Source organism: Pseudomonas sp. P4_C1, assembly GCF_056402155.1.
This window is the reverse complement of sequence record NZ_JBFUHY010000030.1, coordinates 1-23,522: the sequence shown is the minus strand read 5'-3', so window position 1 is coordinate 23,522 and position 23,522 is coordinate 1. Positions and strand designations below refer to the sequence as shown.

The following is a 23,522-nucleotide window of genomic DNA, read 5'->3' as shown; positions in this document are numbered from 1 at the left end:
AGGGGCTTTCGTCGCGCCAGACCCCGCAGTACAAGGCCCGAACTAGACTCAACGCACACAGGACCCGCTTGGTGCCCTGCACATTCCCACGACCACCGCCCAGCGGCGAACACCTCGCCAGACACTGCCCCTGGACCGTGATCCTGTTGAAGGAGCACAGATGATGGACGAGGCCAGACTCAACGATTTCATGGGCAAACTGGTAAATGACATGGGCGGCGCGGCGATGCTCGCCAACGTCATCCTCGGCGAAGAGCTCGGCCTGTACCGGGCGATGGCCGACTGCCAGCCGATCACCCCCGAAACCCTTGCCGGGAAAACCGGCTGCAACACCCGCCTGCTGCGCGAATGGCTCAGCGCCCACGCCGCCTCCGGCTACATGGAACACCATGACGGCCAGTTCCGCCTGCCCGAAGAGCAAGCCATGGCTTTGGCAAACGAAGACTCACCGGTCTATGTGGCGGGCGGGATCAGCGTGGTCGCGTCGTTTTTCCACGACAAGGACAAGCTGGTCAACGCCATGCGCGGCAACGGTGCCCTGCCCTGGGGCGATCACCATCCGTGCATGTTCAGCGGCACCGAACGCTTCTTCCGCCCCGGCTACAAAGCCCATTTGGTCGCCGAATGGTTGCCGGCCCTCGACGGTGTGGTGGCCAAACTGGAAGCCGGGGCCAAAGTGGCGGACATCGGCTGCGGCCATGGCGCCTCCACGGTGATCATGGCCCAGGCCTTTCCTGATTCGCGCTTCGTCGGTTTCGACTACCACGCGCCCTCCGTTACCGTCGCCACCCAACGCGCCGAAGAAGGCGGTGTGTCCGGTCGTGCCCGGTTCTTCCAGGGCACGGCCAAAAGCTACCCCGGCAGTGACTATGACCTGATCTGCTACTTCGACTGCCTGCACGACATGGGCGACCCGGTGGGTGCGGCCAAACATGCCTATGAGTCATTGAAGGACGACGGCACCGTGTTGCTGGTCGAGCCCTACGCCAACGATCTGCTCGACGACAACGTCAACCCGGTCGGACGCCTGTTCTACGCGGCCTCGACCTTCATCTGCACGCCCAACTCGCTGTCCCAGGAAGTCGGCCTCGGCCTCGGCGCCCAGGCCGGTGAAGCACGGTTGCGCAAGGTGTTCAGCGAGGCTGGATTCACCCGTTTTCGCCGCGCCACGGAAACGCCGTTCAACCTGATACTGGAGGCGCGTAAATAGTCCCCGCCGCCATCTGTAGGAGCGAGCTTGCTCCGGGCGGCGTTCCGATGAGGGTGTGTCAGCTATATTGATGTCGACTGACACTCCATCGCGAGCAGGCTCACTCCTACAGGTTTCCCGACATGCTTGACCGCCGGATCCATGAACAGCTCGATCGCCTCCATCAGCTCATGGCCGACGCGCCGTTTGCCGTGCTGACCGGGGCCGGTATCAGCACGCCATCGGGCATTCCGGATTATCGCGACAACCAGGGCGTGCGGCGTGGCAGGCAGCCGATGATGTATCAGGAATTTCTCTCGGCCCCGGAGTCCCGGCGACGCTATTGGGCGCGGGCGATGCTCGGCTGGCCACGGGTGCGTCTGGCGCAGCCGAACGTGGCCCACGACACCCTGGCCCGTTTGCAAGGCACGGGGCAGATCAGCGGGTTGATCACCCAGAACGTCGACACCCTGCACGACCAGGCCGGCAGCAATGACGTGATCGAGCTCCACGGCAGTCTGCACCGGGTTTTGTGCCTGGATTGCGGTCGGCGCAGCGAGCGCGATTCGATCCAGCACCTGATGGAAACACAGAACCCGTACCTGGCCGGTGTCGACGCGGTACAGGCGCCGGACGGCGACACCTTACTCGACCCGGCCTTCGAGGCACGCTTCCAGGTCCCCCGCTGCCCGCATTGCGCCGGGGAACGGATGAAGCCGGATGTGGTGTTCTTTGGCGAGAACGTCGCGCAGGCCACGGCGGCCAAGGCGATGGCAGCCGTTGAACAGGCTGCCGGGTTGTTGGTACTCGGGTCTTCGTTGATGGCCTATTCGGCATTTCGTTTGTGCCGGGCGGTGGCGGATCAGGGCAAGCCGTTGATCGCGATCAACCTGGGCAAGACCCGGGCGGATGAGATGCTGGATTTGAAGATCGAGGGGGCGTGCGAGCGGTTGTTGCCATTGCTGGCCGAACGCTTTGCCCCCTGAAGAAAACACCATCCCTGTGGGAGCGGGCTTGCCCGCGATGGCGGTGGATCTGTCGATAAATATGCTGGATGTGCCGGCCCTATCGCGGGCAAGCCCGCTCCCACAGGGACTGTGATCAGTACAGAGGATTGTGATCAGCTCATGGCAACTCGTTGCCCAAGGTTTTCCTCTTTGAGCACATCAAACAACGCCTGCGCCGCCGCCGACAGCTCTCCCCCGGGCAACGTCAACACCCCAAGCGCCCGCTCCACCACCGGATCGCGCAAGGTAATGCAACGCGCGCCCAGCTCACGCATCTGCCCGGCACACAAGGCCGGCACCGCGCTCACGCCCAGGCCACTGGCAACCATGCGCCCGACCGTCGCCAGTTGATGGCTTTCAAACTCCACCGGCAGTTTCATGCCCCGGGCCTGCAAATGCTCTTCAAGCATGACCCGCACCGTGGACGGTCGCTGCAAGGTAATGAACGGTTCCTTGAGCAGGGTTTGCCAGTCGATGTCATCGAGTTCGGCCAGTGTCGAATCCCGGGGCACCACTGCAACGAATCGGTCGATGTACAACGGCGTGAATTGCAGCGACGAACTCATGGTCGGCTCGAACGCCACCCCCAGTTCAACCTGGCGGTCACGGACCATTTCCAGCACCTGCTCGTTGATCACGTCATTGACCGTCACGTTGACGTTCGGATAACGGGCGCGGAACGTCTTGAGGATCGGCGGCAGCAGGTTGCCGGCGAACGATGGCATCGCCGCCAGGGTCACGCGACCGCGCTGCAGGGTGAAGCGTTGGCGCATTTCATCCTCGACATTGTCCCAGTCGGCGATCAACCGGCGCGCGAGCGGCAGCAGGGATTCGCCTTCGGCGGTGAGTGCCACGTTACGCGTGTTGCGGGTGAACAAGCGCCCGCCCAGGCCTTCCTCCAGCGCCTTGATGGTCAGGCTCAGGGCCGATTGCGACAAGTGCAGGCGCTCGCAGGCCACGGCAAAGCTCAGGCTCTGGGCCACCGCCAGAAAGGCGCGGATCTGCTTGACGGTCATGGGGCAATGCTCCAGTTGTAAGCTACAGGTTCTAAGCTGAAAAGGACGGGGCAGCACATTATTGAGCTTTATCAATCAATCCGCTCTAAAAAACAACTTAACAAATGAATCTTGCAGCGAGACACTCCCTCCCATTCGGCTAGCCAGCCGCCCACAAAGAATAAAAGAGGTGCATATGGCAGGTTTCGACAAGCGCGTGAGTTCCTACGAGGAAGCCCTGGCAGGTCTTGAAGACGGCATGACCGTGATCGCTGGCGGCTTCGGCCTGTGCGGCATCCCGGAAAACCTGATCAACGAGATCAAGCGCAAAGGTACTCGCGACCTCACCGTGGTTTCCAACAACTGCGGCGTCGACGGTTTCGGCCTCGGCGTACTGCTGACCGACCGCCAGATCAGCAAAGTGGTGGCGTCCTACGTCGGCGAAAACAAGCTGTTCGAAGAGCAACTGCTCAAAGGCGAAATCGAAGTCATCCTGACCCCGCAAGGCACCCTCGCTGAAAAAATGCGCGCAGGCGGTGCCGGCATTCCGGCCTTCTTCACCGCTACCGGCGTTGGCACGCCTGTCGCCGATGGCAAGGAAGTCCGCGAATTCCATGGCCGCAAGTACCTGATGGAAGAATCCATCACCGGCGACTTCGCCATCGTCAAAGGCTGGAAAGCCGACCATTTCGGTAACGTGATCTATCGCCACACGGCCCAGAACTTCAACCCGCTGGCCGCCACTGCCGGCAAGATCACCGTGGTCGAAGTCGAAGAAATCGTCGAACCCGGCGAGCTGGACCCGGCGCAGATCCACACCCCTGGCATCTACGTCGACCGGATCATCTGCGGCACGTTCGAGAAGCGCATCGAACAGCGCACCGTGCGTAAGTGATCCCCTGCCCCCGGACCGAATGAAGGAATAACGACAATGGCACTTTCCCGCGAACAAATGGCTCAACGCGTCGCCCGCGAAATGCAGGACGGCTTCTACGTGAACCTGGGCATCGGCATTCCGACCCTGGTCGCCAACTACATCCCCGAAGGCATGGAAGTCATGCTGCAATCGGAAAACGGCCTGCTGGGCATGGGTCCGTTTCCTACTGAAGACACCATCGATGCCGACATGATCAACGCCGGCAAGCAGACCGTGACCGCCCGTATCGGTGCTTCGATCTTTTCCTCGGCCGAGTCCTTCGCGATGATCCGCGGTGGCCATGTCGACCTGACCGTATTGGGCGCGTTCGAAGTGGACGTCGAAGGCAACATCGCTTCGTGGATGATCCCCGGCAAACTGGTCAAGGGCATGGGCGGCGCCATGGACCTGGTTGCCGGCGCAGACAACATCATCGTCATCATGACCCACGCCTCCAAGGATGGTGAGTCCAAGCTGTTGTCCAAATGCAGCCTGCCGCTGACCGGCGCCGGGTGTATCAAGCGCGTACTGACTGACCTGGCTTACCTGGAAATCGAAAACGGCGCGTTCATTTTGAAAGAGCGCGCACCGGGTGTCAGCGTCGAAGAGATCGTTGCCAAGACTGCCGGTAAACTGATCGTGCCGGACCACGTTCCGGAAATGCAGTTCGCTGCCCAGTGAGGAATCATTCCATGCAAGAAGTCGTCATTGTTGCCGCCACGCGCACCGCGATCGGCAGCTTCCAGGGATCCCTGGCCAATGTGTCCGCGGTTGACCTGGGCGCTGCGGTGATCCGCCAGTTGCTGGCGCAAACCGGACTGGATCCTGCGCAAGTCGATGAAGTGATCATGGGCCAGGTGCTGACCGCCGGCGCCGGGCAAAACCCTGCGCGCCAGGCCGCGATCAAGGCCGGCCTGCCCTTCGCCGTGCCGGCCATGACCCTGAACAAGGTCTGCGGTTCGGGCCTCAAGGCCTTGCACCTGGGTGCTCAGGCGATTCGCTGCGGCGATGCCGAAGTGATCATTGCTGGCGGTCAGGAAAACATGAGCCTGGCCAACTACGTCATGCCCGGTGCCCGCACCGGCCTGCGCATGGGTAACGGGCAAATCGTCGACACCATGATCAGCGATGGCCTGTGGGATGCATTCAACGATTACCACATGGGCATCACTGCCGAGAACCTGGCCGAGAAGTACAGCCTGAGCCGCGAGCAGCAGGACGCGTTCGCCGCTGCCTCGCAGCAGAAAGCCGTGGCCGCTATCGAGGCCGGGCGCTTCGTCGATGAAATCACCCCGATCCTGATCCCGCAGCGCAAGGGCGATCCGCTGTCCTTCGCCACCGACGAGCAGCCACGGGCCGGCACCACCGCCGAATCCCTGGGCAAGCTCAAGCCAGCCTTCAAGAAGGACGGTTCGGTGACCGCCGGTAACGCTTCGTCGCTGAACGACGGTGCCGCGGCCGTGATCCTGATGAGCGCCGAAAAGGCCAAAGCCCTCGGCCTGCCGGTACTGGCGAAAATCGCCGCCTACGCCAACGCAGGCGTCGATCCGGCGATCATGGGCATCGGCCCGGTGTCGGCCACCCGCCGCTGCCTGGACAAGGCCGGCTGGAACATCAACCAGCTTGAGCTGGTTGAGGCCAACGAAGCCTTCGCCGCGCAATCCCTGGCGGTGGCCAAGGACCTGGAATGGGACTTGAACAAGGTCAACGTCAACGGCGGCGCCATTGCGCTCGGTCACCCGATCGGGGCCTCGGGTTGCCGCGTGCTGGTGACCCTGCTGCATGAAATGCTCAAGCGTGACGCCAAGAAAGGCCTCGCCACCCTGTGTATCGGTGGTGGTCAGGGCGTGGCGCTGGCGCTCGAGCGGACGTAAGCCAACAGCGTTCAACAGACGGCGCGGGGACCCACGAAGATCCGTGACCGCCTGGAAAAACACCCGGTGCGATGCAAGTCGCACCGGGTTCTTTTTTGCCTGCGTTTTTTCAGTTGGACCGCGTTATCGTTCATCGCGAGCAAGCTCGCTCCCACAGGGGATTTGTGGCCACAGAAAGTTTACTGTGGGAGCGAGCTTGCTCCGGGCGGCGTTCCGACGATGAGGCCCGATCTGTCACCCCAGAAACTGCAGAATCAACCAACTGTTCGCCCCACTGATCACCACAAACCTCGGGCCAGGTCCGGCAAAACGCAAAGTCTACGGGGCCGCGCCCAGCAACTGCTGACGCAACTCTGGGTTATTGGTACGCGGATCGAGCCAGATGGCAAAAAACGCCTGGGCGAATTGCAGGTCCTTCACTTCACGCAGTAACTGCTGACCGAGAAAAAACCGCGCGCCCTGCCCCGGCAGATACACCCCGGTCAGCCGCGTGCCGGCCTGCACATCGACGAACGACTGCTGCATCTGCGCCTGCCAGGACGCCAGTTGCTCAGCACTGACCGAAGTGCCGGCGAGTCGCTTGATTTCCCTGACGCTGGCATTCACCAGGTCATCACGGGAAATGCTGCGCTGGTAGATCAGCTCCAGGGCGAACGGCTGATCGCTCGCCAGGGGCCGCGAAGTACTCCAGAGCCGTGCGCTGTAGACATCGAAGCCGTACTTGCGAAACTCGCCGCTGCCGAGGATTTGCGCACCAGGCAGCGAATCCTGCCAATTGGCCAGGGCCTGGCAGCTCAGCAAAACCAGCAGCCACAGACTATGGCGCAGCGGTGATCGTTGACGGTTCATGGCGGGTTGGCCTCATTGCGGGATGCCCAAAAAACGTATGCGCAAAAGACCTTTCGCACAATTTCCAAAGGCTTGAATTTTGTATACAAAATTTACATACACATAAAGCAATCTACCCGATGCAATGTTACCGTTGCCACCTCACACAGGTCGGAGACGTGCGCGTGTTGATCCTTAAACTGCTGGTGATTCCAGGCTTTCTGCTACTGATTTCCCTGGCTGGCAAACGCTGGGGGCCGAGCGTGGCCGGTTGGTTGTCGGGGTTGCCGGTGGTGGTCGGGCCGATTCTGTTGTTCCTCGCCCTTGAACAAGGCGAGGCGTTCGCTGCGCAATCGGCCACCGCTGCGCTGTCGGCGATGTTCGCGATGATTGCGTTTTGCGTGACCTACGCCCAGATCGCGCAACGGGCCGGGTGGCCGCTGGCGTTGCTGATCTCGCTGTCGGTCTGGGCGCTGGTGGCGATTGCCCTGTCGCTGATCCCGGCATCCCTGGTGTTTTCGGTGTGCGCCGCCGCCACCGCGCTGCTCGCCGCACCGTACCTGTTCCCCGCCGTGCAACCGGTGCTCAATGGCCCGGCGCCGAAATCCGACAAGCTCCTGCTGCGCATGCTGGCCGGTGCATTGCTCACGCTAGTCGTGACCCTGCTGGCCAGCACTATCGGCGACCGCTGGAGCGGCCTGCTGGCGGTGTTCCCGGTATTGGGTAGCGTGATGGCGGTGTTCTCCCAGCAAACCCGTGGCCCGGCCTTTACCGCCGCGTTGCTGCGCGCCACCGCCACCGGCATGTACTCGTTCGCCGCCTTTTGCCTGGTGTTGGCGCTGGCCCTGCCGACGATGGGAATGAACGCTTTTGTGCTGGGCATCGCGGTGTCGGTGGCCATGCTGGGTGTGACCAAACGCCTGCTGGCGCGGCCGGCCGGTCCGACGACACACACTGAAGGCGCTGCCATCAAACGCTAGGCTGCATCGGGTCATCGGGATGTCCTCAGTATAGGTGGGTGCCCGGCCAAGGTGACCGCTCGGTAGAGCACGCTGGAATGCATCACAACCTCCATGGGATGATCGCGCCCCACCGCGCGCCCATCCCTGGAGATTCCGATGTCATTGTTGAGTAAAAAAGCCCTTGTCCTGCTGCTGGCAGCCGCTACCGGCCTGGGGGCTTTGAATGCGCAGGCCGCCAAGGCCGCTTCCAGCGATGCGCCCGCCCAGAAAGTCTCGATGCTCGGCGGCAAGTTCACCTTCAACCTGCCCAAGGGTTTCATCGCCAACCCGCTGCCGGCCAGCCCGGAGGGTGCGAGCGGCACCCTGTACAGCAATGAAACCACCAAGACCGTGGTGATCGCCGCTGAAAACACCCTGCCCAACAGCATCAGTGTCAAGGACAACGACGGCGCGTTCCTCGACGGCACCGTGGCCGACTTCGATTCGGCGCAACACAAGTCCCTGCCCGACTACAACAAACTGAGCGAGAAAAGCCTGACCCGGAAAACCGGGCTGGGCCTGCGCCAGGTCGACGGCACTGCCACACAAGGCGGTGGCATGACCCTCACCACCACGCTGATGGCGGCATCCGGCACCCGCATGGCGGTGATCCAGGTGATTTCCCGTCCCGGCGACATGGCGGCCCACGAAACCCTGATCAAACAGATCGTCAGCGCAAAATAAGGCTCAGGGGTTGAGACGCTGCAACCAGGCGCTCAAATCCTGGATCTCGTCGGCGCTGATGTTGTGGCCGACACCGGGATAGCCGTGAAACTCGGGCTCGAGCGACACGCTCTGCAGCAGGCTGTTGGCTTCAGTGCCGTCGCTGTAGGGAAGGCGTTTGTCCTGCTCGCCATGACCGATGAAAATCGCCAGCGACTGGCGTTTTTCATCCGGCACAAGCTCGGACTTGAGCACCGGCAGAATCCGCCCGCTCAACGCAGCGATGCCACCGAACGCCTCGGGATACCGCAGGCCCACTTCGTAGGACATGATCGCGCCCTGGCTGAAGCCGACCAGGAACACCTTCTCGGGTTCGGTGTGATATTTCTTCGTGGCCTGTGCGACGAATTCCAGCAGCAACTGGCCGCTGGATTTCAGATCATCGGTCTCGCCGTTGTAGGCCCCTTCACCCTTCTTGCGAAACCACTGGTAACTGCCCTCCTGCATCACAATCGGCGCTCGTACCGACAGGTAGGTGTAGGACTCGGGCAAGTCATCCTTGATGCCGAACAGGTCCTGCTCGTTACTGCCGTAACCGTGGAGGAAAATCACCAGGGGTTGATGGTTCGAATCGGCGTTGGCCTGTTCCAGGTATTTGAGCGGCAAGTCGGTTTGCAGCGGGGTTTGGGCGTGGACGACAGTAGATGCCAGGAGCGTAAGCAGCGCGAGAATCTTCAACATGGGTCTTCCTTCACGGAATGCAGGATTCGGGGAAGAGCCTAACACTGGTCAGTAGGCAGAGGCATCTCTAGCGTGGCGGGTGCCGTCATCGCGAGCAGGCTCACTCCTACATATGAAATGCATTCCACTGTAGGAGCGAGCCTGCTCGCGATGAGGCCAGGACAGACACCGAAGTACCTGGCTCAGTCGTTAATCAACTTCCCCACCCGAATCGGCTCGCGCCCCGCCACTTTCGCCTGCCAAGTGCCAGGCTGGGTGTAGCGCCCACGGTCGATGGCAAACAGCACGCCGCTGGTGCCGGCCTGCACGGTGGTGACCTTGTCGTTCAACGGGTCGACCACCTCGAACAGCGCATCGCCCTTTTCCACCCATTCCCCGGCCTCACGCAGGAAGCTCACCACACCGTGATGCGGAGCGAACAGGTATTGGGTGCCTTCGAATGGCATGCCTTCACAGCATTCGGCCGGTGCCGCCGGCCAGGTGCCGGAGATGAAACCCTGCTCGGCGAGGAACCCGAGAATGGCCTCGCAATTGGCCCGGGCCTGGTCGACGCGGGTGTCTCCCATGCTGCCCAGCTCCAGCGTGGTCGCCAGGTTGGCCGGTGGAATCGCCGCCGTCGGGAACGCCCTGGCCAGACGCAACCATGGCGCAGAACAGGATTCGTCGAACGAGCTGCCGCCAGAGTCTTCGCACAACAGCGCCACGCCGGCCTTCAAACGCGCCGCCAGGGACTGCCATTGTGGCCAGTGCTGCGGCAAGGCGTAGAGGTGGATCGCCGCATCGAAATCGCAATGCAGGTCGAGGGTGATGTCGGCGTCGCAGGCATGGCGCAGCAACAGGCGGTGCATAGCCTCCAACTGCGATGTCGCGGCTGGCAAGTCGTCGAGGACCTGGCCCATGGCCTGGCGAATCAGCGCGATGTTGGCCTGGGCATCGCTGCCGAGGCGATCACCGACCAACCCGGCCACCGGCGCACTGAGTTCGACGAACGAGCGGTTGAAGTTCTTGCCGCTGCCGAGCTCGAAACGCCCCATGTGGCTGCCTTGCAAGTGCTRATCGAGGCCAATGGGATTGGCCACCGGCACCAGYTCGATCACACCGTTCAATTGTCCCTGTTGTTCAAGTTCGGCCAGGCGCTTCTTCAACTCCCAGGCCGTGCGCATGCCCGGCAATTCGTCGGCGTGCAGGCTGGCCTGGATGTACACCTTGCGCGTACCCGCGCCATAACGAAACACGCTGAGGGTGCGCTCGGTGCCCAGGTGRCTCCAGGGCAGTATGTGATCGATGCGTTGCATGGGGGAACTCCTGATGTCGGAACGGCGAGATCACCTGTGGGAGCGAGCTTGCTCGCGATAAGGCCAGACCAGCCACCATCATTGTCGACTGTTCGACCGCTATCGCGAGCAAGCTCGCTCCCACAGGTATCTCGTTTCAATAGAAAGAAAGCACAAAAAAAATGGCAACCGCGCCAACGGTTGCCACTTTTTCAACCCGCTCGCTTACTCGCCGTAAACGTCAAACTTGAAGTACTTGTCCTGCACTTGCTTGTACTTGCCGTTGGCACGGATGTCGGTGATCGCTGTGTTGAATTTCTCGGCCAGGGCGGTATCACCCTTGCGCACGGCAATCCCGGCGCCGCCACCGAAGTATTTCGGATCGTTGTACTCAGGGCCGACAAAGGCAAAACCTTTACCGGCGTCGGTTTTCAGGAAACCGTCGTCCAGGTTGACCGAGTCGGCCAGCAACGCGTCAATGCGGCCGGAGACCATGTCCAGGTTGGCTTCCTGCTGGGAGCCGTAACGCACCAGGACAATCCCTGCCGGTTGCAATACTTCAGTGGCGAAGCGGTCGTGGGTACTGGCACGCAGGACACCGACTTTCTTGCCCTTGAGCTCGGTCAGCGGGTCCTTGACGTCGCTGCCTTCCTTCATCACGAAACGCGCCGGGGTGTGGTAGTACTTGATGGTGAAATCGACGTTCTTCTTGCGATCATCAGTGATGGTCATGGACGACAGGATGGCGTCGATTTTCTTGACCTTCAGTGCCGGGATCAGGCCATCGAACTCTTGCTCGACCCAGGTGCACTTGACCTTCATCTGCTCGCACAGGGCGTCGCCGATGTCCACGTCGAAACCGGCGAGTTTGCCGTCAGGGGTTTTCATCGAGAATGGCGGGTAGCCGGCTTCGATGCCGATGCGGATCGGCTTGGCGTCATCAGCCACGGCGGTCAGGGACAACATCGACAGTGCCAGGGCACCGAACATCACTAGCTTCTTCATTTATAACTCCTGTGCGCGGAGGCTTTTATTGGCAGCTTCGATTGGCAGCGTTCGGTTATCGCTTTGTGAGCGGGAACCGAAGTGGCCGGCAGTCTAGAGTGGCTACCGGAGGGCAAATTACGCCGAGGCGACAAATATTTACAGAAAAGTGGCGGCAGGATGGAGGTATTGAGGTGCACGCGCCATGACGGGGCAAAGTCTGTCAGACAAGCCGCGTTTTCAGCACAAACCTGCAGCGTTTGCGGCTGCATCCGACGGAATGAGCCGACTGGCGATGCTGGATGTTTTACGGCACATTGAGTGCCCTTGCGTCCCATCGAGACTAGCGTAATGCCCACGTTGAACCTGATCCAGCACCACCGCGCCGAGGGCCCGGGAGCCATCGCCATCTGGGCCGAATCCCGAGGGCTGGCGCTGAACGTGTTTCGCGCCGACCTGGGTCAATTGCCGCCCGTCAGCGCCGACCCCGTGATCCTGTTGGGCGGCCCTTATGAATCCAATGCCGGTCCGGCCTGGCTGGAAGCCGAACGGCAATGGCTCGCAGGCACTCTGGGTCTGGGTGGGGCCGTATTCGCGATATGCCTGGGGGCACAGTTGCTGGCACTGGGTCTCGGAGGGAATGTACGGCGGATGGACCGGACCGAAACCGGATGGACCCGCGTGAGCTTTATCGATGGGCAAACGCTGAAGGTGCTGGAGTGGCACGAAGACGCCATCGATCTGCCGCCTGCTGCGCAACTGCTGGCCAGCAGCGCGTTATGCGCACAGCAGATGTACCGCGCCGGGCCGACGCGGCTGGGGTTGCAGTTTCATCCAGAGTGGAATGCCGAATCGGTGGCCTTGCTCAATGCACATTTTGGCGATGAGTCGCCGTTGCCACGGGGTTCGGAGGAGACTGAGGCTTACGCAGCAGTGGCCAAGTGGTTGGAAGCGACACTGGATAAGTGGTGGGCGGCCGTAAATGAATAAAAAAGATCAAAAGATCGCAGGCTGCGCCAGCTCCTACAGGCACCGCAATCCRATGTAGGAGCTGGCGCAGCCTGCGATCTTTTACGGTTACATCAACACTCGCAACCGACCACGCTGCTGGCTTGCCGCTGTACCCCGACACCCAACTCAAACCCTTCATCCAGCCACCCGGTTACGCCACCGATCATTTCCTTGACCGGATAACCCAAGGCCGCCAGTTTCACTGCAGCCTTGTTGGCGCCATTGCAATGAGGCCCGGCGCAATAGACCACAAACAGGCTGTTTTTCGGATACCCCGCCAAACCTTCGGCGGTCAGCAAGCGACCGGGAATGTTGATCGCTCCCGGAACATGCCCACGTTCGAACGCCAGCGGGCCACGAACATCCACCAGAACGAAATCGACTTCACCGCCCTGCTGGCTGGCGTGGACGTCGGAACAATCGGTTTCGAACGTCAGACGGTTGCTGAAATGCATCAGGGCGATGGCCGATGGAGCGGCGGGAATTTCGCGTACCAGACTGGTCATGTTGTGTACTCCAAGGTATCGGTGGGTGTAGGAAGACTTTATCCGCCAGCCACTTGCAGCTACAGTGGCGCAAAAGACACTCACCGGGAACTTTCCGCCAAATGCACCCCAGCCCAGGAATGGTTGCGATTCTGGCCTACGACGGCCTCTGCACGTTCGAGTTCGGCATTGCCGTGGAGATCTTCGGCCTGCCACGCCCTGAATTCGATTTCCCGTGGTACGAGTATCGTATCGTCGCCGTCGATCATGGCCCGATGCGTGCCATGGGCGGCATCCAGGTCCTGGCCGATGGCGGCATGGAAATGCTCGCCGACGCACGGACCATCATCATCCCCGGCTGGCGCGACCGCAGCGCTGCAGTACCCGCCCAACTGGTCGCCGCCCTACGCCAGGCCCATGCGCGGGGCGCGCGGTTACTGTCGATCTGCTCCGGTGTTTTCGTCCTCGCCGCCACCGGCTTGCTCGACGGGCGCAGCGCGACCACGCACTGGCGCTATACCTCGGAACTGGCCGAGCGGTTTCCCGGCATCCTGGTGGACCCGGACGTGCTGTATGTCGATTCCGGTCAATTGATAACCTCCGCCGGCAGCGCGGCAGGCATCGATGCCTGCYTGCATCTGGTGGCGCGGGATTTCGGTACGCAGGTGGCCAACTCCGTGGCCCGACGCCTGGTCATGTCGCCGCAACGCAGTGGTGGTCAGGCGCAATTCATTCCGACGCCGGTCAGCCCTACACCGCGCAGCGATCTTTCCCGCGTCATGCAGTGGGCACGTGAGCGTTTGCACGAGCCGCTGGAGGTGCGCGACCTGGCCAGCGAAGCCGCCATGAGCGAACGCACCTTCCTGCGCCGCTTCACCGAAGCCAGCGGCCAGTCACCGAAAACCTGGTTGCAGCACGAACGTCTGGGCCGCGCCCGCGAACTGCTGGAAAGCAGTGACCAGAACACCGAGCAGATCGCCGAACGTTGTGGTTATCGCTCGGTGGAAAGCTTCCGGGTGGCCTTTCGCACGGTGGTGGGCGTGCCTCCGTCGGTGTATCGGGAGCGGTTTGGGCGTGGGGGCAATGCTGGTTTTTGAGGTGTTCTCAAGGGCCTCTTCGCGGGCAAGCCCGCTCCCACAGGGAACTGCATTTCAAATAATGTGGGAGCGAGCCTGCTCRCGAAGGCGTCAGACCGGGCAGTTCAGTGCTCAAGGCTTGCGCAATAAATAGGTATCCATGATCCAGCCATTGGCCAGCCGCGCAGCCTTTCGCACCCGTTGGATTTCATCCGCCACATCCTTGAGCCTGCCGCTGATCAGGATTTCATCCGGCGTCCCCAGATAGGCGCCCCAGTAAATCTCGGTGTCCTGATCCACCACCTGATGGTAAGCATCCTGGGCATCGAGCATCACCACCAGGCTGTCGGCATCGCTCACCTGCCCTGCCGCCAGACGCCGGCCCGTGGTGATTTCAACCGAGCGGCCAATCTGGTTGAGCGGCACCTTGTGCTGTGCCGCCAACGCCTGGACGCTGGTAATGCCGGGGATCACCTCGAACTCGAACGTGCAGGCACCTGAGGCCTGGATCGCCTGCAAGATGCGAAGGGTGCTGTCATACAGCGCGGGATCGCCCCACACCAGAAAACCACCACACTGGCCGTCAGACATTTCATCGTTGATCAGCCGTTCGAAGGTCTGCTGTTTGGCCAGGTTCAAGTCGTCGACACTGGTCTTGTAGTCCACCTCACCACGCTCGCGCTCCGGGCTTTGGGCTTCGACAAAACGGTAATCGCGATCGGTGATGTAGCGTTCGCAGATTTCGCGCCGCAAATCGATGAGTTTGTTTTTGCTCTCGCCCTTGTCCATGAGAAAAAAAACGTCGACCTGATTCAGCGCCTTCACCGCTTGCATCGTGATGTAGTCGGGATTGCCAGCACCTATGCCGATAACCAGGAGTTTTTTCATCACAGCAGATCCTCGGGGTCGGTGCCCGGCAAGCGCAGCCGCCAGCGGCCATGGAACCTCAGTTCGACCGCCGACAGGGGTTCGACGTCGATCAGGCTGGACGATGCGCCTTGCAACACCTGCGTCAGTGCGGCACGGATGACGAAGGGATGGGTAATGGCGACGATGTGCCCCGGCGTCGACTGCAACGTAGTCAACCATGCGCCGACGCGCTCGCCCAGTTGCACCAGTGACTCGCCACCGTGGAGTGCCGAAGCCGGGTCGCCCAGCCAATGCTGGAGCGTCTCGGAATCGTTTTTTTGCAGATCACTAATGCGTATTCCACTCCAGCGCCCGAAGTCACAGTCCCTCAGTGCGTCGACAATCTGCGGCGCGCTGCCAAACAGTTCGGCGGTTTGCCGGGTGCGCAACTCCGGGCCGCAGACAAGGCGCGCAGCGCCCCTGAACTGATTGCGACGGGAAAGCCTGAGCGCTTGCCAATCCATCTCCAAAGGCTCGTCCAGAGGAAAACGCGCCAATTTCTGTGCGACGGTTCGAGCGTGACAAATCAGGGTTAAACGGGTCGCCTGCACCAGCAATCACTCTAAAGATGGAAAGGAACGACGGCGTCAGGTGACCGCCATCGCGCAATTGTGCCGCAACAAAGCGGCCCCGGGTGGGGTTTAATTTTCCTGTTTGAAACGGATCCTTCAGTCATTTCCTGCCAGGTTTTCTGTTATGGCTGACCGCAACCAAGGCAATCACCTACAAGACTTTACGACATCGGCGTAGTCCCTTGGCACAGGCACTTCGCCCCTTTTTCGGGCACGGCCAGACCGCGCGAGAATTCACTAGACAGGCAGGACGCGATAATTAAATACTCCTTTCAACGTGCTGTTAAAACCTGTTCCACACTCATCCAGCAGGAGCCCGGATGCCCTTTCTTGAATACCCGATCAATGCGCCTGGCCAGGCATCGCCTGCGGCCGAATCGCCCGTTTCTTGTTTAATGCGGTCCATTCCAAAAAACATCTGACAAGAAAAAGAGTGGCGCCTGACAACGTTCAGACGACCACCGATTGAATGTGTGGAAAAACCGACAGTGAAAGTCAGGTTCGGCTCAAACCGCCGAATCGTTTGATACAGGAGTGTCTCCATGCTGGTCTTGCGTCCAGTCGAGTCAGCCGACCTGCCCCAGTTGCAGAGGCTGGCTCGTGAAAGCCTGGTGGGCGTTACATCCCTGCCCGACGATAGCGAACGGTTGCGCGGAAAAATCCTCGATTCCTGTGCGTCGTTCGAAAAGGACGTCGATGGTCATGGCCCGGAAAACTATTTCTTTGTACTCGAAGACCTGGCGACGCAGCACCTGGTCGGCTGCTCGGAGATCCTCGCCACGGCGGGGTTCAACGAGCCGTTCTACAGCCTGCGCAACCGGCACTTCACCAGTGCCTCGAGGGAACTGAACATTGAGCACGGTGTACCGACCTTGTCGTTGTGTCACGATCTCAGTGGCCACACCTTGCTGCGGGGCTTCCATATCGATGTCGCGCGTGTGTGCAGCGCGCATTCCGAACTGCTGTCGCGGGCGCGCCTGTTGTTCATCGCCACCCACGCCCGGCGTTTTTCCGAAACGGTGATCACCGAAATCATCGGCTACAGCAGTGATGAAGGCCACTCGCCATTTTGGGATGCCGTGGGCAAGCATTTCTTCGACTTGCCCTACGTCGAGGCCGAACGGCTTTGCGGCCTGCAGAGCCGCACCTTTCTCGCCGAACTGATGCCGCAGTATCCGATTTACGTGCCCATGCTGCCCCAGGCGGCACAGGACTGTATCGGCAGCATCCACCCCGATGGCCAGGAAGCCTTTGATATCCTCGAGCGTGAAGGCTTCGAAACCAACAGCTACATCGATTTGTTCGACGGCGGCCCGACCCTGTATGCGCGCACGTCGGGCATTCGTTCCATCGCCCACAGCCAGCGCGCTATCACGCTGCAGGGATCGGTGATCGATGCCCGCGGCAGCTTTCTGGTGAGCAACGAGTCCTTGAAGGACTACCGGGCCATCGTCGCCGATCTTGACTACATCACCGGGCAACCCGTCACGCTGGACGCAGCCATGTGCAAGGCGCTGAAGGTGACCGAGGGCAGCCCGATCAGGCTGATCGCACTGTGAATACCTGCCAGCGTCGTCACCGCCCGAGCACACACGAACAAGGAACAGCCGCATGATTGTCCGTCCGGTCCAGATCACCGATCTGCCCGCCCTGTTCACGCTGGTGCGTCAGGCCGTTCCGGGACTTACCAGCCTGCCGGCCGACAAAGAACGCCTGGCCCACCGGATCCGCTGGGCCCAACGCACTTTCGCCGGGCAGGTCGATCGGGCCGATGCCGATTATCTGTTCGTGCTCGAGGACGACGAGCAGCAAGTGGTGGGCGTCAGCGCCCTGACGGGTGGCGTCGGCCTGCGCGAGCCCTGGTACAACTACCGGGTCGGGCTGACGGTCAGCGCTTCAGAGGACCTGGGCATCCAGCGCCAGATCCCGACCCTGTTCCTGAGCAATGAATTGACCGGGCAATCGGAAGTCTGCTCGCTGTACCTGCGCCCCGATCAGCGCCAGGGAAGCAACGGCCGTTTGCTTTCGCTCGGGCGTTTGTTGTTTGTGGCCGAGTTTACGCAGCTGTTCGGCAACCGGCTCATCGCCGAGTTGCGCGGCAGTGCCGACGAACGAGGCGGCTCGCCGTTCTGGGACAGCCTCGGCCGGCACTTTTTCAAGATGGATTTCAGCCACGCCGATCACTTGTCCGGGCTGGGCAACAAATCGTTCATCGCCGAATTGATGCCGCGCCAGCCGCTGTACACCTGCCTGCTGACCGAACAGGCCCAGGCGGTGATCGGCAAGGCCCACCCGAATACCGAGCCGGCCCTGAAAATCCTCAGCGCCGAAGGGTTTGCCCACAAGGGTTACATCGATATCTTCGACGGCGGACCGGTCCTTGAGGCACCGGTTTCCGGGATCCGCACCGTGCGCGACAGCCAACCGCTGTCACTGGCCATCGGCTCGCCGGACGATAAAGCGCCCCTCTGGCTGATCCACAACCGCCGCCTGGAAAACTGCCGCATTACCTGCGCCCCGGCCCGACGGCTGGGCAACAGCCTGGTGGTTGATCGCCTGACCGCCAAGCGCTTGCAGTTGCAACCCGGCGACTCGGTGCGCGCCGTGCCGCTGCTTGACCAACGGCAACAGGCCGAAGCGGCGTGACTTATCAGCGCCATCTTTGCGACGTCAATCTGCCGGACCCGGCAAATTCGTCATCATTTTCCCCCTGCGCGCGTGATAGCCTTTTATTTCTTCGGCGTTGACATTTTTGCTCAAGCCCCTCCATTCCATTGGTGGAACTCATATGTCCAGGCTTTCCCATCAAGATTTGCGCCACAACTTTCGCCAATTGTTCGCCTCCGACACCTGCTACCACACAGCCTCGGTTTTCGACCCGATGTCGGCCCGCATCGCCGCCGACCTGGGCTTCGAAGTCGGGATCCTTGGTGGTTCGGTCGCCTCGTTGCAAGTGCTGGGCGCCCCTGACTTTGCCCTGATCACCCTCAGCGAATTCGCTGAACAGGCCACCCGCATCGGCCGTGTCGCCCAGTTGCCGGTGATTGCCGACGCCGACCACGGCTACGGCAACGCGCTCAACGTCATGCGCACCATCGTCGAGCTCGAACGGGCCGGCGTCGCCGCGCTGACCATCGAAGACACCCTGCTGCCTGCGCAGTTTGGCCGCAAATCCACCGACCTGATCACGGTCGCCGAAGGTGTCGGCAAGATCCGCGCGGCACTGGAAGCCCGCTGCGATAAGGAAATGGCAATCATCGCCCGTACCCATGCGGGGATTGCGCCGGTGCAGGAAATCATCAGCCGCACCCGGCAATACCAGCGCGCCGGGGCCGACGGTATCTGCATGGTGGGCGTAAAGGACTTCGACCATCTGGAGCAGATCGCCGAGCACCTGAGCGTGCCGCTGATGCTGGTGACCTACGGCAATCCGCTGCTACGCGATGACAAGCGCCTGGCCGAACTGGGTGTTCGTGTGACCATCGACGGCCATGGCGCTTACTTCGCCGCGATCAAGGCGACCTACGACAGCCTGCGCGAGCAACGCCAGATACTCACCCAGACGTCGGACCTGAACGCGACCGAGCTGACGCACACCTACACGCAACCGGAGGAATACATCCGCTACGCGGAAGAATTCATGAGCGTGAAGGAATGACGGTTTAAACAGACACGCCGCCATCGCGAGCAGGCTCGCTCCCACAATTGATCGCGGGTGTACGTAAATGACGGGTTCACCGCAAATCTACTGTGGGAGCGAGCTTGCTCCGGGCGGCGTTCCGACGATGGGGCCATCACAGCCAACATCCACATCGCCTGACACTCAGCCATCGCGAGCAAGCTCGCTCCCACAATTAATCGCGGGTGTACGTAAATGACGGGCTCACCGCAAATCTACTGTGGGAGCGAGCTTGCTCCGGGCGGCGTTCCGACGATGGGGCCATCACAGCCAACATCCACATCGCCTGACACTCAGCCATCGCGAGCAGGCTCGCTCCCACAATTGATCGCGGGTGTATGCAAATGATGGGCTCGCTCCCACAGGTTTTGCAGTGTGCAATCACACCGAGTCGAGCAGTTCGGGATGGGGTTTGCCATTGCCGCAACAGATCACTCGATTGCGCCCGGTGGTCTTGGCTTCGTATAGCGCATGGTCGGCGTCATTGAGCCAGAGCATCGCGTCGGCGTGGGCCGGGTTGAAGGAGGCCAGGCCAATGCTCAGGCTGACTTTCAGCGCCGGGTTCTGCTCGTCCCCCAAGGTGGCGAATCGATCGCGCAGGGCCTCCATGACGGCGACGGCGCGGTTCAGGGGCAGGTCCGGAAGGATCACGCAGAACTCGTCACCGCCGTAGCGCCCTGCCACATCGGTCGCTCGCAGGCTGTGCCTGAGCATTTTGCTCAACTGACGCAGGACGATGTCGCCGGCAACATGGCCGTAGGTATCGTTGATGGCTTTGAAATGGTCGATATCGATCAGCGCGATAGCCCCGCCTTTTTGCTGACGTTTGCAACGCTGGAACTCGACCTCCAGCTGGTCCTTCCAGGAGCCATGGTTCAGCAGGCCCGTCAGGCTGTCGGTGCGGCTCAGTGCCAGCAGTTCACGCTTCTGACGGCCGAGGGCATGGGCCTGGCGGAAGCAGAACCAGCCCAGCGCCAATGGATACAGGCACAGCAATGGCAAACAGGCATAGAGCTGCACCGGGCTGGTAGCGGGAATGAACGCCGGGGCGAAAATCTGCAAGCCTACGCAGAGGCCCAGCACTTGCGCGGCCGTCCCGGCCAGCAGGAAGCGCAAGCCGCCGATGGCCACGTTATGCATGGCCATCATGGAGATGGTGGTCGCACTGGGCAGTGGATTGAATTGCATGGCGGCAATCCAGAATCCGCCGAGAAAGGCATCGATCAGCAGATTGCGGTGTTCGGCATGATAGGGCGTCCTGGCCCGGCGCGCCCATTGGTAAGCCAGGTGCGGCCAGACCAGGCCGTTGAACCACATGAATCCCCAGACCCAGGGCGCCGGATCGAGTGGATACATCGCCGCACTCACACACACCAATCCCAGGGCCACCCCCAGGATTCGCGATGTATAGAGCCTCCTGGCCAATGAAGATCCCTTTCCTCCCGTTTTTGCCATAGGGCCTCTGTGCCACTCGACGGAATGCGATAACAGCCTGTGTCTGTGTGCTGGAGTCTATCAGGGTGAAATCAAATAGCCATCACCGACTGACAGGCTGAATATCGCGACATCACGCTCGAATAAAAGCAAAAGCCTCGTCTCCAGAAACGGCTATACATGAAAGAAGGGTTGATCAATGACCATAAGAGGAGGCCCATGCAGACCTTTCAAGTATTGATCATCGGCAGCGGTTTTGGCGGACAATGTGCTGCAATCAATTTGCTCAAGGTCGGCATCGACGATTTCCGCCTGCTGGAGCGACGGGATTTCTTCGGCGGCACCTGGTGCCAGAACACCTATCCCGGCGCGGCAGTCGATGTGCCTTCGCCGCTGTACTCCTTGTCTTTCGCCCCGTATCGCTGGACGCAAATGTTCGCCGGACAGGCCGAACTGCACCGCTACACCCGCCATGTGGTGGAACACTTCGGCCTGCGGGGCAAGGTGGAACTGGACGCTAATGTCGAGCGCGTCGAATGGGACGACGCCAGCAGGCGCTGGACGGTTTACACCGCCGGAAAAGGCTCGTTTTGCGCGCAGTTCCTGATCAACGCGACCGGGCCGTTGAGTCAACCGGTGGTGCCGCACTTCAACGGACAGGAGCGTTTTCAGGGCAAGACTTTCCACACCAACAACTGGGATCACGGCTACGACTACCGGCAAAAATCCGTGGCCATCGTCGGCAGCGGCGCCAGTGCGGCCCAGGTCATTCCGGCCATTGCCCCGGACGTCGGGCACTTGCATGTGTTCCAGCGCACGCCCCACTGGGTATTGCCCCGGGCTGATCGCAGGTTTGGCCGCTTCCAGCGCTGGCTGCTGGGGCTCAAGCCCGTCTACAAGTTGCTGCGCTGGGGTATCTACTGGCAATTCGAAACCCGGGTGTTTGGCTTCAAGTATTCGAAGCCGGCCGTGCACAGGGTTCAGCGCCAGGCCCTGCGCTTGCTCAAGCTCCAGGTGCCGGACGCCGAACTGCGGCGCAAACTGACGCCGGACTACACCATGGGCTGCAAACGGGTGATTCTGTCCAGCACGCTGTACCCGGCACTGGCCCGCCGCAACGTGACGCTGCACAGCCGCGAACAAGGCATCGCGGCCATCGACGAAACCGGGATCGTTACCCTCGATGGCCAACATATAGACGTGGACCTGATCGTCTGGTCCACCGGCTACGATGCCACCGACGGGGTGATTTGCTACCCGGTAACGGGCAAAAACGGCACATGTCTCAAGGAGGTCTGGGCACAATACCCGCGGGCCTATCTCGGCACCGCCCTGCCCGACTTCCCCAACCTGTTCATCGTCACCGGGCCGAACACCGGCTTCGGCCACACCTCGGCGCTGTTCATCATCGAATCGCAGATGAATTACATCCTCGATTGCATTCGCACCTTGAAGGATCAAGGTTTACGCAGCATCGAAGTTCGCCATGAGGCGGAACGTACCTACACTGAAATGATCCACCGGGAAATGGAACGCACCGTGTGGAAGTCCGGCGGTTGCCACAGTTGGTATCAAAGCAGGAGCGGTCATGTGATTGCCATGTTTCCGGGGTTCAGCTTCAGCTTTCATCGCTTGACCCGAGCGCTGAAACCCGCTGATCACATTTTGTCCTGAGCAGATACAAGGGAGACGCGTGATGCTTTTGTTGTTCGTCGTTCTCGCGGTGTTCGTCGCCTGGAGCTGGCTGACCTACCCGGCCATCGGCTACTGGCTCTATGACTTGAACATGGCGGCCGAGGCCAAGTTGTACCGRCTGCACAAAATCGTCGTGCCCATCCCCGAGATGACCGTCTCGACCTGGCAAGGCGGGCCGTACGAGGCCACCAGCAGTGTGCTGATGCTCCATGGCTTCAGCGCTGACAAGAACATCTGGCTGCGTTTTGCCCGACACTTCGTCGGCAGCCACCGGGTGATCATCCCGGACATCGCCGGCCATGGCGAAACCGGCTTCAAGGCCGGCGGCGGCTATGACATTCCGCTACAGGCCAAGCGCATGATCCAGCTGCTGGACGTGTGCGGGGTGGAGAAAGTCCATGTCATCGGCAATTCCATGGGCGGCTACATGGCCGCATGGCTCGCGGCCACGTACCCCGAGCGCATTGTGTCCTTGGCACTGATCGACCCGGCGGGTGTCACCGCGCCCGAGCCCAGTGACCTCGAGCGGCATCTGGCCAAGGGCCACAACCCGTTTCTGATTCACTCGCGCGAAGAATTCCAGCGCTTCTACGCCATGACCATGGCTTCGCCACCCTGGGTACCGAAGCTGGTTCTCGATGCCGTCGCCCAGCGCTATGAACAGTCCTGCGAGGAGCTGGAAGAAATCTTCCGCGAAATGCGCGCCAGTCCGCCGATGGAACCGCACCTGCCCGACATCACCGCCCCGGCTCTGTTGCTGTGGGGACGCAAGGACCGGCTGATCGATGTCAGCAGCGTGGCGGTCTGGAGCAAGGGCATCGCCGACCTGCGCGTGCATATCTGGGACGCCGTCGGGCACATGCCCATGGTGGAAGCCCCCACCGGTTCGGCGCGGCTGTATCGGGAGTTTTTGGCATCGCTGCGCTCGGAGAGCCCACAGGATCAACGACTGCATTAGGGGGGCGTTCTCAATTAGTTTCCCCACCGCGTTGTCGCCTTAAAGCTGGCCAGGCAAGGCGTAGGCCGCTGGGAATGGTTGTTCCCTTTCCAAGGCCTGCAACGCAGCATGGCCAGCTTTAAGGCACAACCCGAAGGGCCGGGTCTGCTGTTGTGCAGGGCTGCGTTGCTCGAAGCTTATTTGGAATGACCAAACCACGCTTCTCGCGCCTTGCCCTGCACAACAGCAGAC

General features: G+C 61.2%; 23 protein-coding genes. 14 read left to right on the top strand and 9 right to left on the bottom strand.

The features are described from left to right. Positions 1-163 precede the first annotated feature (163 nt). Together AC1DU9_RS17505 and AC1DU9_RS17500 are read left to right on the top strand one after the other, a co-directional pair. Entirely contained in the window at positions 164-1,210 is a 1,047-nt protein-coding gene (locus tag AC1DU9_RS17505; protein ID WP_223463038.1) for a class I SAM-dependent methyltransferase, read from the top strand. Between the two features lie 122 nt (positions 1,211-1,332). Beyond that, positions 1,333-2,175, top strand: a complete 843-nt coding sequence (locus tag AC1DU9_RS17500; RefSeq protein WP_477810546.1) for an NAD-dependent protein deacetylase — start codon at positions 1,333-1,335, stop codon at positions 2,173-2,175. Positions 2,176-2,309: 134 nt separating this feature from the next. Here AC1DU9_RS17500 and AC1DU9_RS17495 read toward each other — a convergent pair whose 3' ends face one another. Next, positions 2,310-3,212 carry a LysR family transcriptional regulator gene (locus AC1DU9_RS17495; RefSeq protein WP_223463040.1) on the bottom strand — a complete coding sequence of 301 codons (903 nt, stop codon included), beginning with the start codon at positions 3,210-3,212 and terminating at the stop codon, positions 2,310-2,312. Positions 3,213-3,387: 175 nt separating this feature from the next. On the opposite strand from AC1DU9_RS17495, the gene AC1DU9_RS17490 reads away from it, so the two are divergent. Genes AC1DU9_RS17490 through AC1DU9_RS17480 form a run of 3 tightly spaced genes read left to right on the top strand, consistent with a single transcriptional unit; the run spans position 3,388 to position 5,981 of the window. Further along, a complete protein-coding gene (locus AC1DU9_RS17490; RefSeq protein WP_008063052.1) occupies positions 3,388-4,086 on the top strand; it encodes a CoA transferase subunit A in 699 nt (232 codons plus the stop codon). Positions 4,087-4,122: 36 nt separating this feature from the next. Then, a complete protein-coding gene (locus AC1DU9_RS17485; RefSeq protein WP_074875601.1) occupies positions 4,123-4,788 on the top strand; it encodes a CoA transferase subunit B in 666 nt (221 codons plus the stop codon). Between the two features lie 11 nt (positions 4,789-4,799). Then, complete coding sequence (locus AC1DU9_RS17480) at positions 4,800-5,981, top strand: acetyl-CoA C-acetyltransferase (protein ID WP_223463041.1); 1,182 nt, start codon at positions 4,800-4,802, stop codon at positions 5,979-5,981. 318 nt (positions 5,982-6,299) lie between these two features. On the opposite strand, the gene AC1DU9_RS17475 is transcribed toward AC1DU9_RS17480, so the two are convergent. Then, positions 6,300-6,830, bottom strand: a complete 531-nt coding sequence (locus AC1DU9_RS17475; protein ID WP_223463042.1) for a chalcone isomerase family protein — start codon at positions 6,828-6,830, stop codon at positions 6,300-6,302. A gap of 164 nt (positions 6,831-6,994) precedes the next feature. Between AC1DU9_RS17475 and AC1DU9_RS17470 the strand changes: the two genes are divergently transcribed. Both AC1DU9_RS17470 and AC1DU9_RS17465 read left to right on the top strand, forming a co-directional pair. Then, positions 6,995-7,789, top strand: a complete 795-nt coding sequence (locus tag AC1DU9_RS17470; protein ID WP_223463043.1) for a hypothetical protein — start codon at positions 6,995-6,997, stop codon at positions 7,787-7,789. Between the two features lie 138 nt (positions 7,790-7,927). Next, positions 7,928-8,494: a DcrB/PsbP domain-containing protein gene (locus AC1DU9_RS17465; protein WP_223463044.1), complete on the top strand. Its 567-nt coding sequence runs from the start codon at positions 7,928-7,930 to the stop codon at positions 8,492-8,494. Between the two features lie 3 nt (positions 8,495-8,497). Here the strand turns inward: AC1DU9_RS17465 and AC1DU9_RS17460 are convergent, their stop codons facing one another. The 3 genes from AC1DU9_RS17460 to AC1DU9_RS17450 all read right to left on the bottom strand — a co-directional run bounded on the left by AC1DU9_RS17460 (position 8,498) and on the right by AC1DU9_RS17450 (position 11,493). After that, positions 8,498-9,214 carry an alpha/beta hydrolase gene (locus tag AC1DU9_RS17460; protein WP_223463045.1) on the bottom strand — a complete coding sequence of 239 codons (717 nt, stop codon included), beginning with the start codon at positions 9,212-9,214 and terminating at the stop codon, positions 8,498-8,500. 182 nt (positions 9,215-9,396) lie between these two features. After that, positions 9,397-10,509, bottom strand: a complete 1,113-nt coding sequence (locus AC1DU9_RS17455; protein ID WP_477810545.1) for a succinylglutamate desuccinylase/aspartoacylase family protein — start codon at positions 10,507-10,509, stop codon at positions 9,397-9,399. A gap of 204 nt (positions 10,510-10,713) precedes the next feature. Continuing rightward, on the bottom strand, positions 10,714-11,493 hold the full coding sequence (locus AC1DU9_RS17450; protein WP_223463047.1) for an ABC transporter substrate-binding protein: 780 nt from the start codon (positions 11,491-11,493) through the stop codon (positions 10,714-10,716). 330 nt (positions 11,494-11,823) lie between these two features. Between AC1DU9_RS17450 and AC1DU9_RS17445 the strand changes: the two genes are divergently transcribed. Then, positions 11,824-12,462 (top strand): type 1 glutamine amidotransferase, encoded by a 639-nt coding sequence (locus AC1DU9_RS17445; protein ID WP_457266139.1) that lies wholly within the window; start codon positions 11,824-11,826, stop codon positions 12,460-12,462. Positions 12,463-12,554: 92 nt separating this feature from the next. Here AC1DU9_RS17445 and AC1DU9_RS17440 read toward each other — a convergent pair whose 3' ends face one another. Further along, positions 12,555-12,989, bottom strand: coding sequence for a rhodanese-like domain-containing protein (locus AC1DU9_RS17440; protein WP_223463049.1), 435 nt, complete (start codon positions 12,987-12,989; stop codon positions 12,555-12,557). A 101-nt stretch (positions 12,990-13,090) separates the two neighbouring features. Here AC1DU9_RS17440 and ftrA point away from each other — a divergent pair, with 101 nt between their 5' ends. Then, positions 13,091-14,065, top strand: a complete 975-nt coding sequence (gene ftrA / locus AC1DU9_RS17435; protein ID WP_457266138.1) for a transcriptional regulator FtrA — start codon at positions 13,091-13,093, stop codon at positions 14,063-14,065. Positions 14,066-14,176: 111 nt separating this feature from the next. Here ftrA and cobF read toward each other — a convergent pair whose 3' ends face one another. Together cobF and AC1DU9_RS17425 are read right to left on the bottom strand one after the other, a co-directional pair. Then, positions 14,177-14,932 carry a precorrin-6A synthase (deacetylating) gene (cobF, locus tag AC1DU9_RS17430; RefSeq protein ID WP_457266342.1) on the bottom strand — a complete coding sequence of 252 codons (756 nt, stop codon included), beginning with the start codon at positions 14,930-14,932 and terminating at the stop codon, positions 14,177-14,179. Further along, the gene (locus AC1DU9_RS17425) at positions 14,932-15,504 is read right to left on the bottom strand and encodes a histidine phosphatase family protein (protein ID WP_223463052.1); all 573 of its coding nucleotides are present in this window, start codon (positions 15,502-15,504) and stop codon (positions 14,932-14,934) included. Before AC1DU9_RS17425 ends, cobF begins: the two co-directional genes overlap by 1 nt. Before the next feature lie 563 nt (positions 15,505-16,067). Here AC1DU9_RS17425 and AC1DU9_RS17420 point away from each other — a divergent pair. The 3 genes from AC1DU9_RS17420 to AC1DU9_RS17410 all read left to right on the top strand — a co-directional run bounded on the left by AC1DU9_RS17420 (position 16,068) and on the right by AC1DU9_RS17410 (position 19,183). Continuing rightward, positions 16,068-17,084: an arginine N-succinyltransferase gene (locus AC1DU9_RS17420; RefSeq protein WP_457266343.1), complete on the top strand. Its 1,017-nt coding sequence runs from the start codon at positions 16,068-16,070 to the stop codon at positions 17,082-17,084. A gap of 52 nt (positions 17,085-17,136) precedes the next feature. Continuing rightward, the gene (astA, locus tag AC1DU9_RS17415) at positions 17,137-18,171 is read left to right on the top strand and encodes an arginine N-succinyltransferase (protein ID WP_457266344.1); all 1,035 of its coding nucleotides are present in this window, start codon (positions 17,137-17,139) and stop codon (positions 18,169-18,171) included. A 142-nt stretch (positions 18,172-18,313) separates the two neighbouring features. After that, positions 18,314-19,183: an isocitrate lyase/PEP mutase family protein gene (locus tag AC1DU9_RS17410; protein WP_457266345.1), complete on the top strand. Its 870-nt coding sequence runs from the start codon at positions 18,314-18,316 to the stop codon at positions 19,181-19,183. A gap of 402 nt (positions 19,184-19,585) precedes the next feature. On the opposite strand, the gene AC1DU9_RS17405 is transcribed toward AC1DU9_RS17410, so the two are convergent. Then, a complete protein-coding gene (locus AC1DU9_RS17405) occupies positions 19,586-20,659 on the bottom strand; it encodes a diguanylate cyclase (protein ID WP_457266346.1) in 1,074 nt (357 codons plus the stop codon). Positions 20,660-20,857: 198 nt separating this feature from the next. Here AC1DU9_RS17405 and AC1DU9_RS17400 point away from each other — a divergent pair, with 198 nt between their 5' ends. Together AC1DU9_RS17400 and AC1DU9_RS17395 are read left to right on the top strand one after the other, a co-directional pair. Beyond that, positions 20,858-22,312, top strand: a complete 1,455-nt coding sequence (locus AC1DU9_RS17400; protein WP_223463056.1) for a flavin-containing monooxygenase — start codon at positions 20,858-20,860, stop codon at positions 22,310-22,312. Positions 22,313-22,334: 22 nt separating this feature from the next. After that, positions 22,335-23,291 carry an alpha/beta fold hydrolase gene (locus AC1DU9_RS17395; protein ID WP_223463057.1) on the top strand — a complete coding sequence of 319 codons (957 nt, stop codon included), beginning with the start codon at positions 22,335-22,337 and terminating at the stop codon, positions 23,289-23,291. Positions 23,292-23,522 lie beyond the last annotated feature (231 nt).

Bases quoted from the DNA above. Each gene is read 5' to 3' on its own strand.
- AC1DU9_RS17495 (WP_223463040.1), bottom strand. From the start codon at position 3,212: ATGACCGTCAAGCAGATCCGCGCCTTTCTGGCGGTGGCCCAGAGCCTG.
- astA (WP_457266344.1), top strand. From the start codon at position 17,137: ATGATTGTCCGTCCGGTCCAGATCACCGATCTGCCCGCCCTGTTCACG.
- AC1DU9_RS17490 (WP_008063052.1), top strand. From the start codon at position 3,388: ATGGCAGGTTTCGACAAGCGCGTGAGTTCCTACGAGGAAGCCCTGGCA.
- AC1DU9_RS17475 (WP_223463042.1), bottom strand. From the start codon at position 6,830: ATGAACCGTCAACGATCACCGCTGCGCCATAGTCTGTGGCTGCTGGTT.
- AC1DU9_RS17505 (WP_223463038.1), top strand. From the start codon at position 164: ATGGACGAGGCCAGACTCAACGATTTCATGGGCAAACTGGTAAATGAC.
- AC1DU9_RS17460 (WP_223463045.1), bottom strand. From the start codon at position 9,214: ATGTTGAAGATTCTCGCGCTGCTTACGCTCCTGGCATCTACTGTCGTC.
- AC1DU9_RS17445 (WP_457266139.1), top strand. From the start codon at position 11,824: ATGCCCACGTTGAACCTGATCCAGCACCACCGCGCCGAGGGCCCGGGA.
- AC1DU9_RS17440 (WP_223463049.1), bottom strand. From the start codon at position 12,989: ATGACCAGTCTGGTACGCGAAATTCCCGCCGCTCCATCGGCCATCGCC.
- AC1DU9_RS17410 (WP_457266345.1), top strand. From the start codon at position 18,314: ATGTCCAGGCTTTCCCATCAAGATTTGCGCCACAACTTTCGCCAATTG.
- AC1DU9_RS17465 (WP_223463044.1), top strand. From the start codon at position 7,928: ATGTCATTGTTGAGTAAAAAAGCCCTTGTCCTGCTGCTGGCAGCCGCT.
- AC1DU9_RS17485 (WP_074875601.1), top strand. From the start codon at position 4,123: ATGGCACTTTCCCGCGAACAAATGGCTCAACGCGTCGCCCGCGAAATG.
- cobF (WP_457266342.1), bottom strand. From the start codon at position 14,932: ATGAAAAAACTCCTGGTTATCGGCATAGGTGCTGGCAATCCCGACTAC.
- AC1DU9_RS17480 (WP_223463041.1), top strand. From the start codon at position 4,800: ATGCAAGAAGTCGTCATTGTTGCCGCCACGCGCACCGCGATCGGCAGC.
- AC1DU9_RS17420 (WP_457266343.1), top strand. From the start codon at position 16,068: ATGCTGGTCTTGCGTCCAGTCGAGTCAGCCGACCTGCCCCAGTTGCAG.
- AC1DU9_RS17405 (WP_457266346.1), bottom strand. From the start codon at position 20,659: ATGGCAAAAACGGGAGGAAAGGGATCTTCATTGGCCAGGAGGCTCTAT.
- AC1DU9_RS17400 (WP_223463056.1), top strand. From the start codon at position 20,858: ATGCAGACCTTTCAAGTATTGATCATCGGCAGCGGTTTTGGCGGACAA.
- AC1DU9_RS17450 (WP_223463047.1), bottom strand. From the start codon at position 11,493: ATGAAGAAGCTAGTGATGTTCGGTGCCCTGGCACTGTCGATGTTGTCC.
- AC1DU9_RS17500 (WP_477810546.1), top strand. From the start codon at position 1,333: ATGCTTGACCGCCGGATCCATGAACAGCTCGATCGCCTCCATCAGCTC.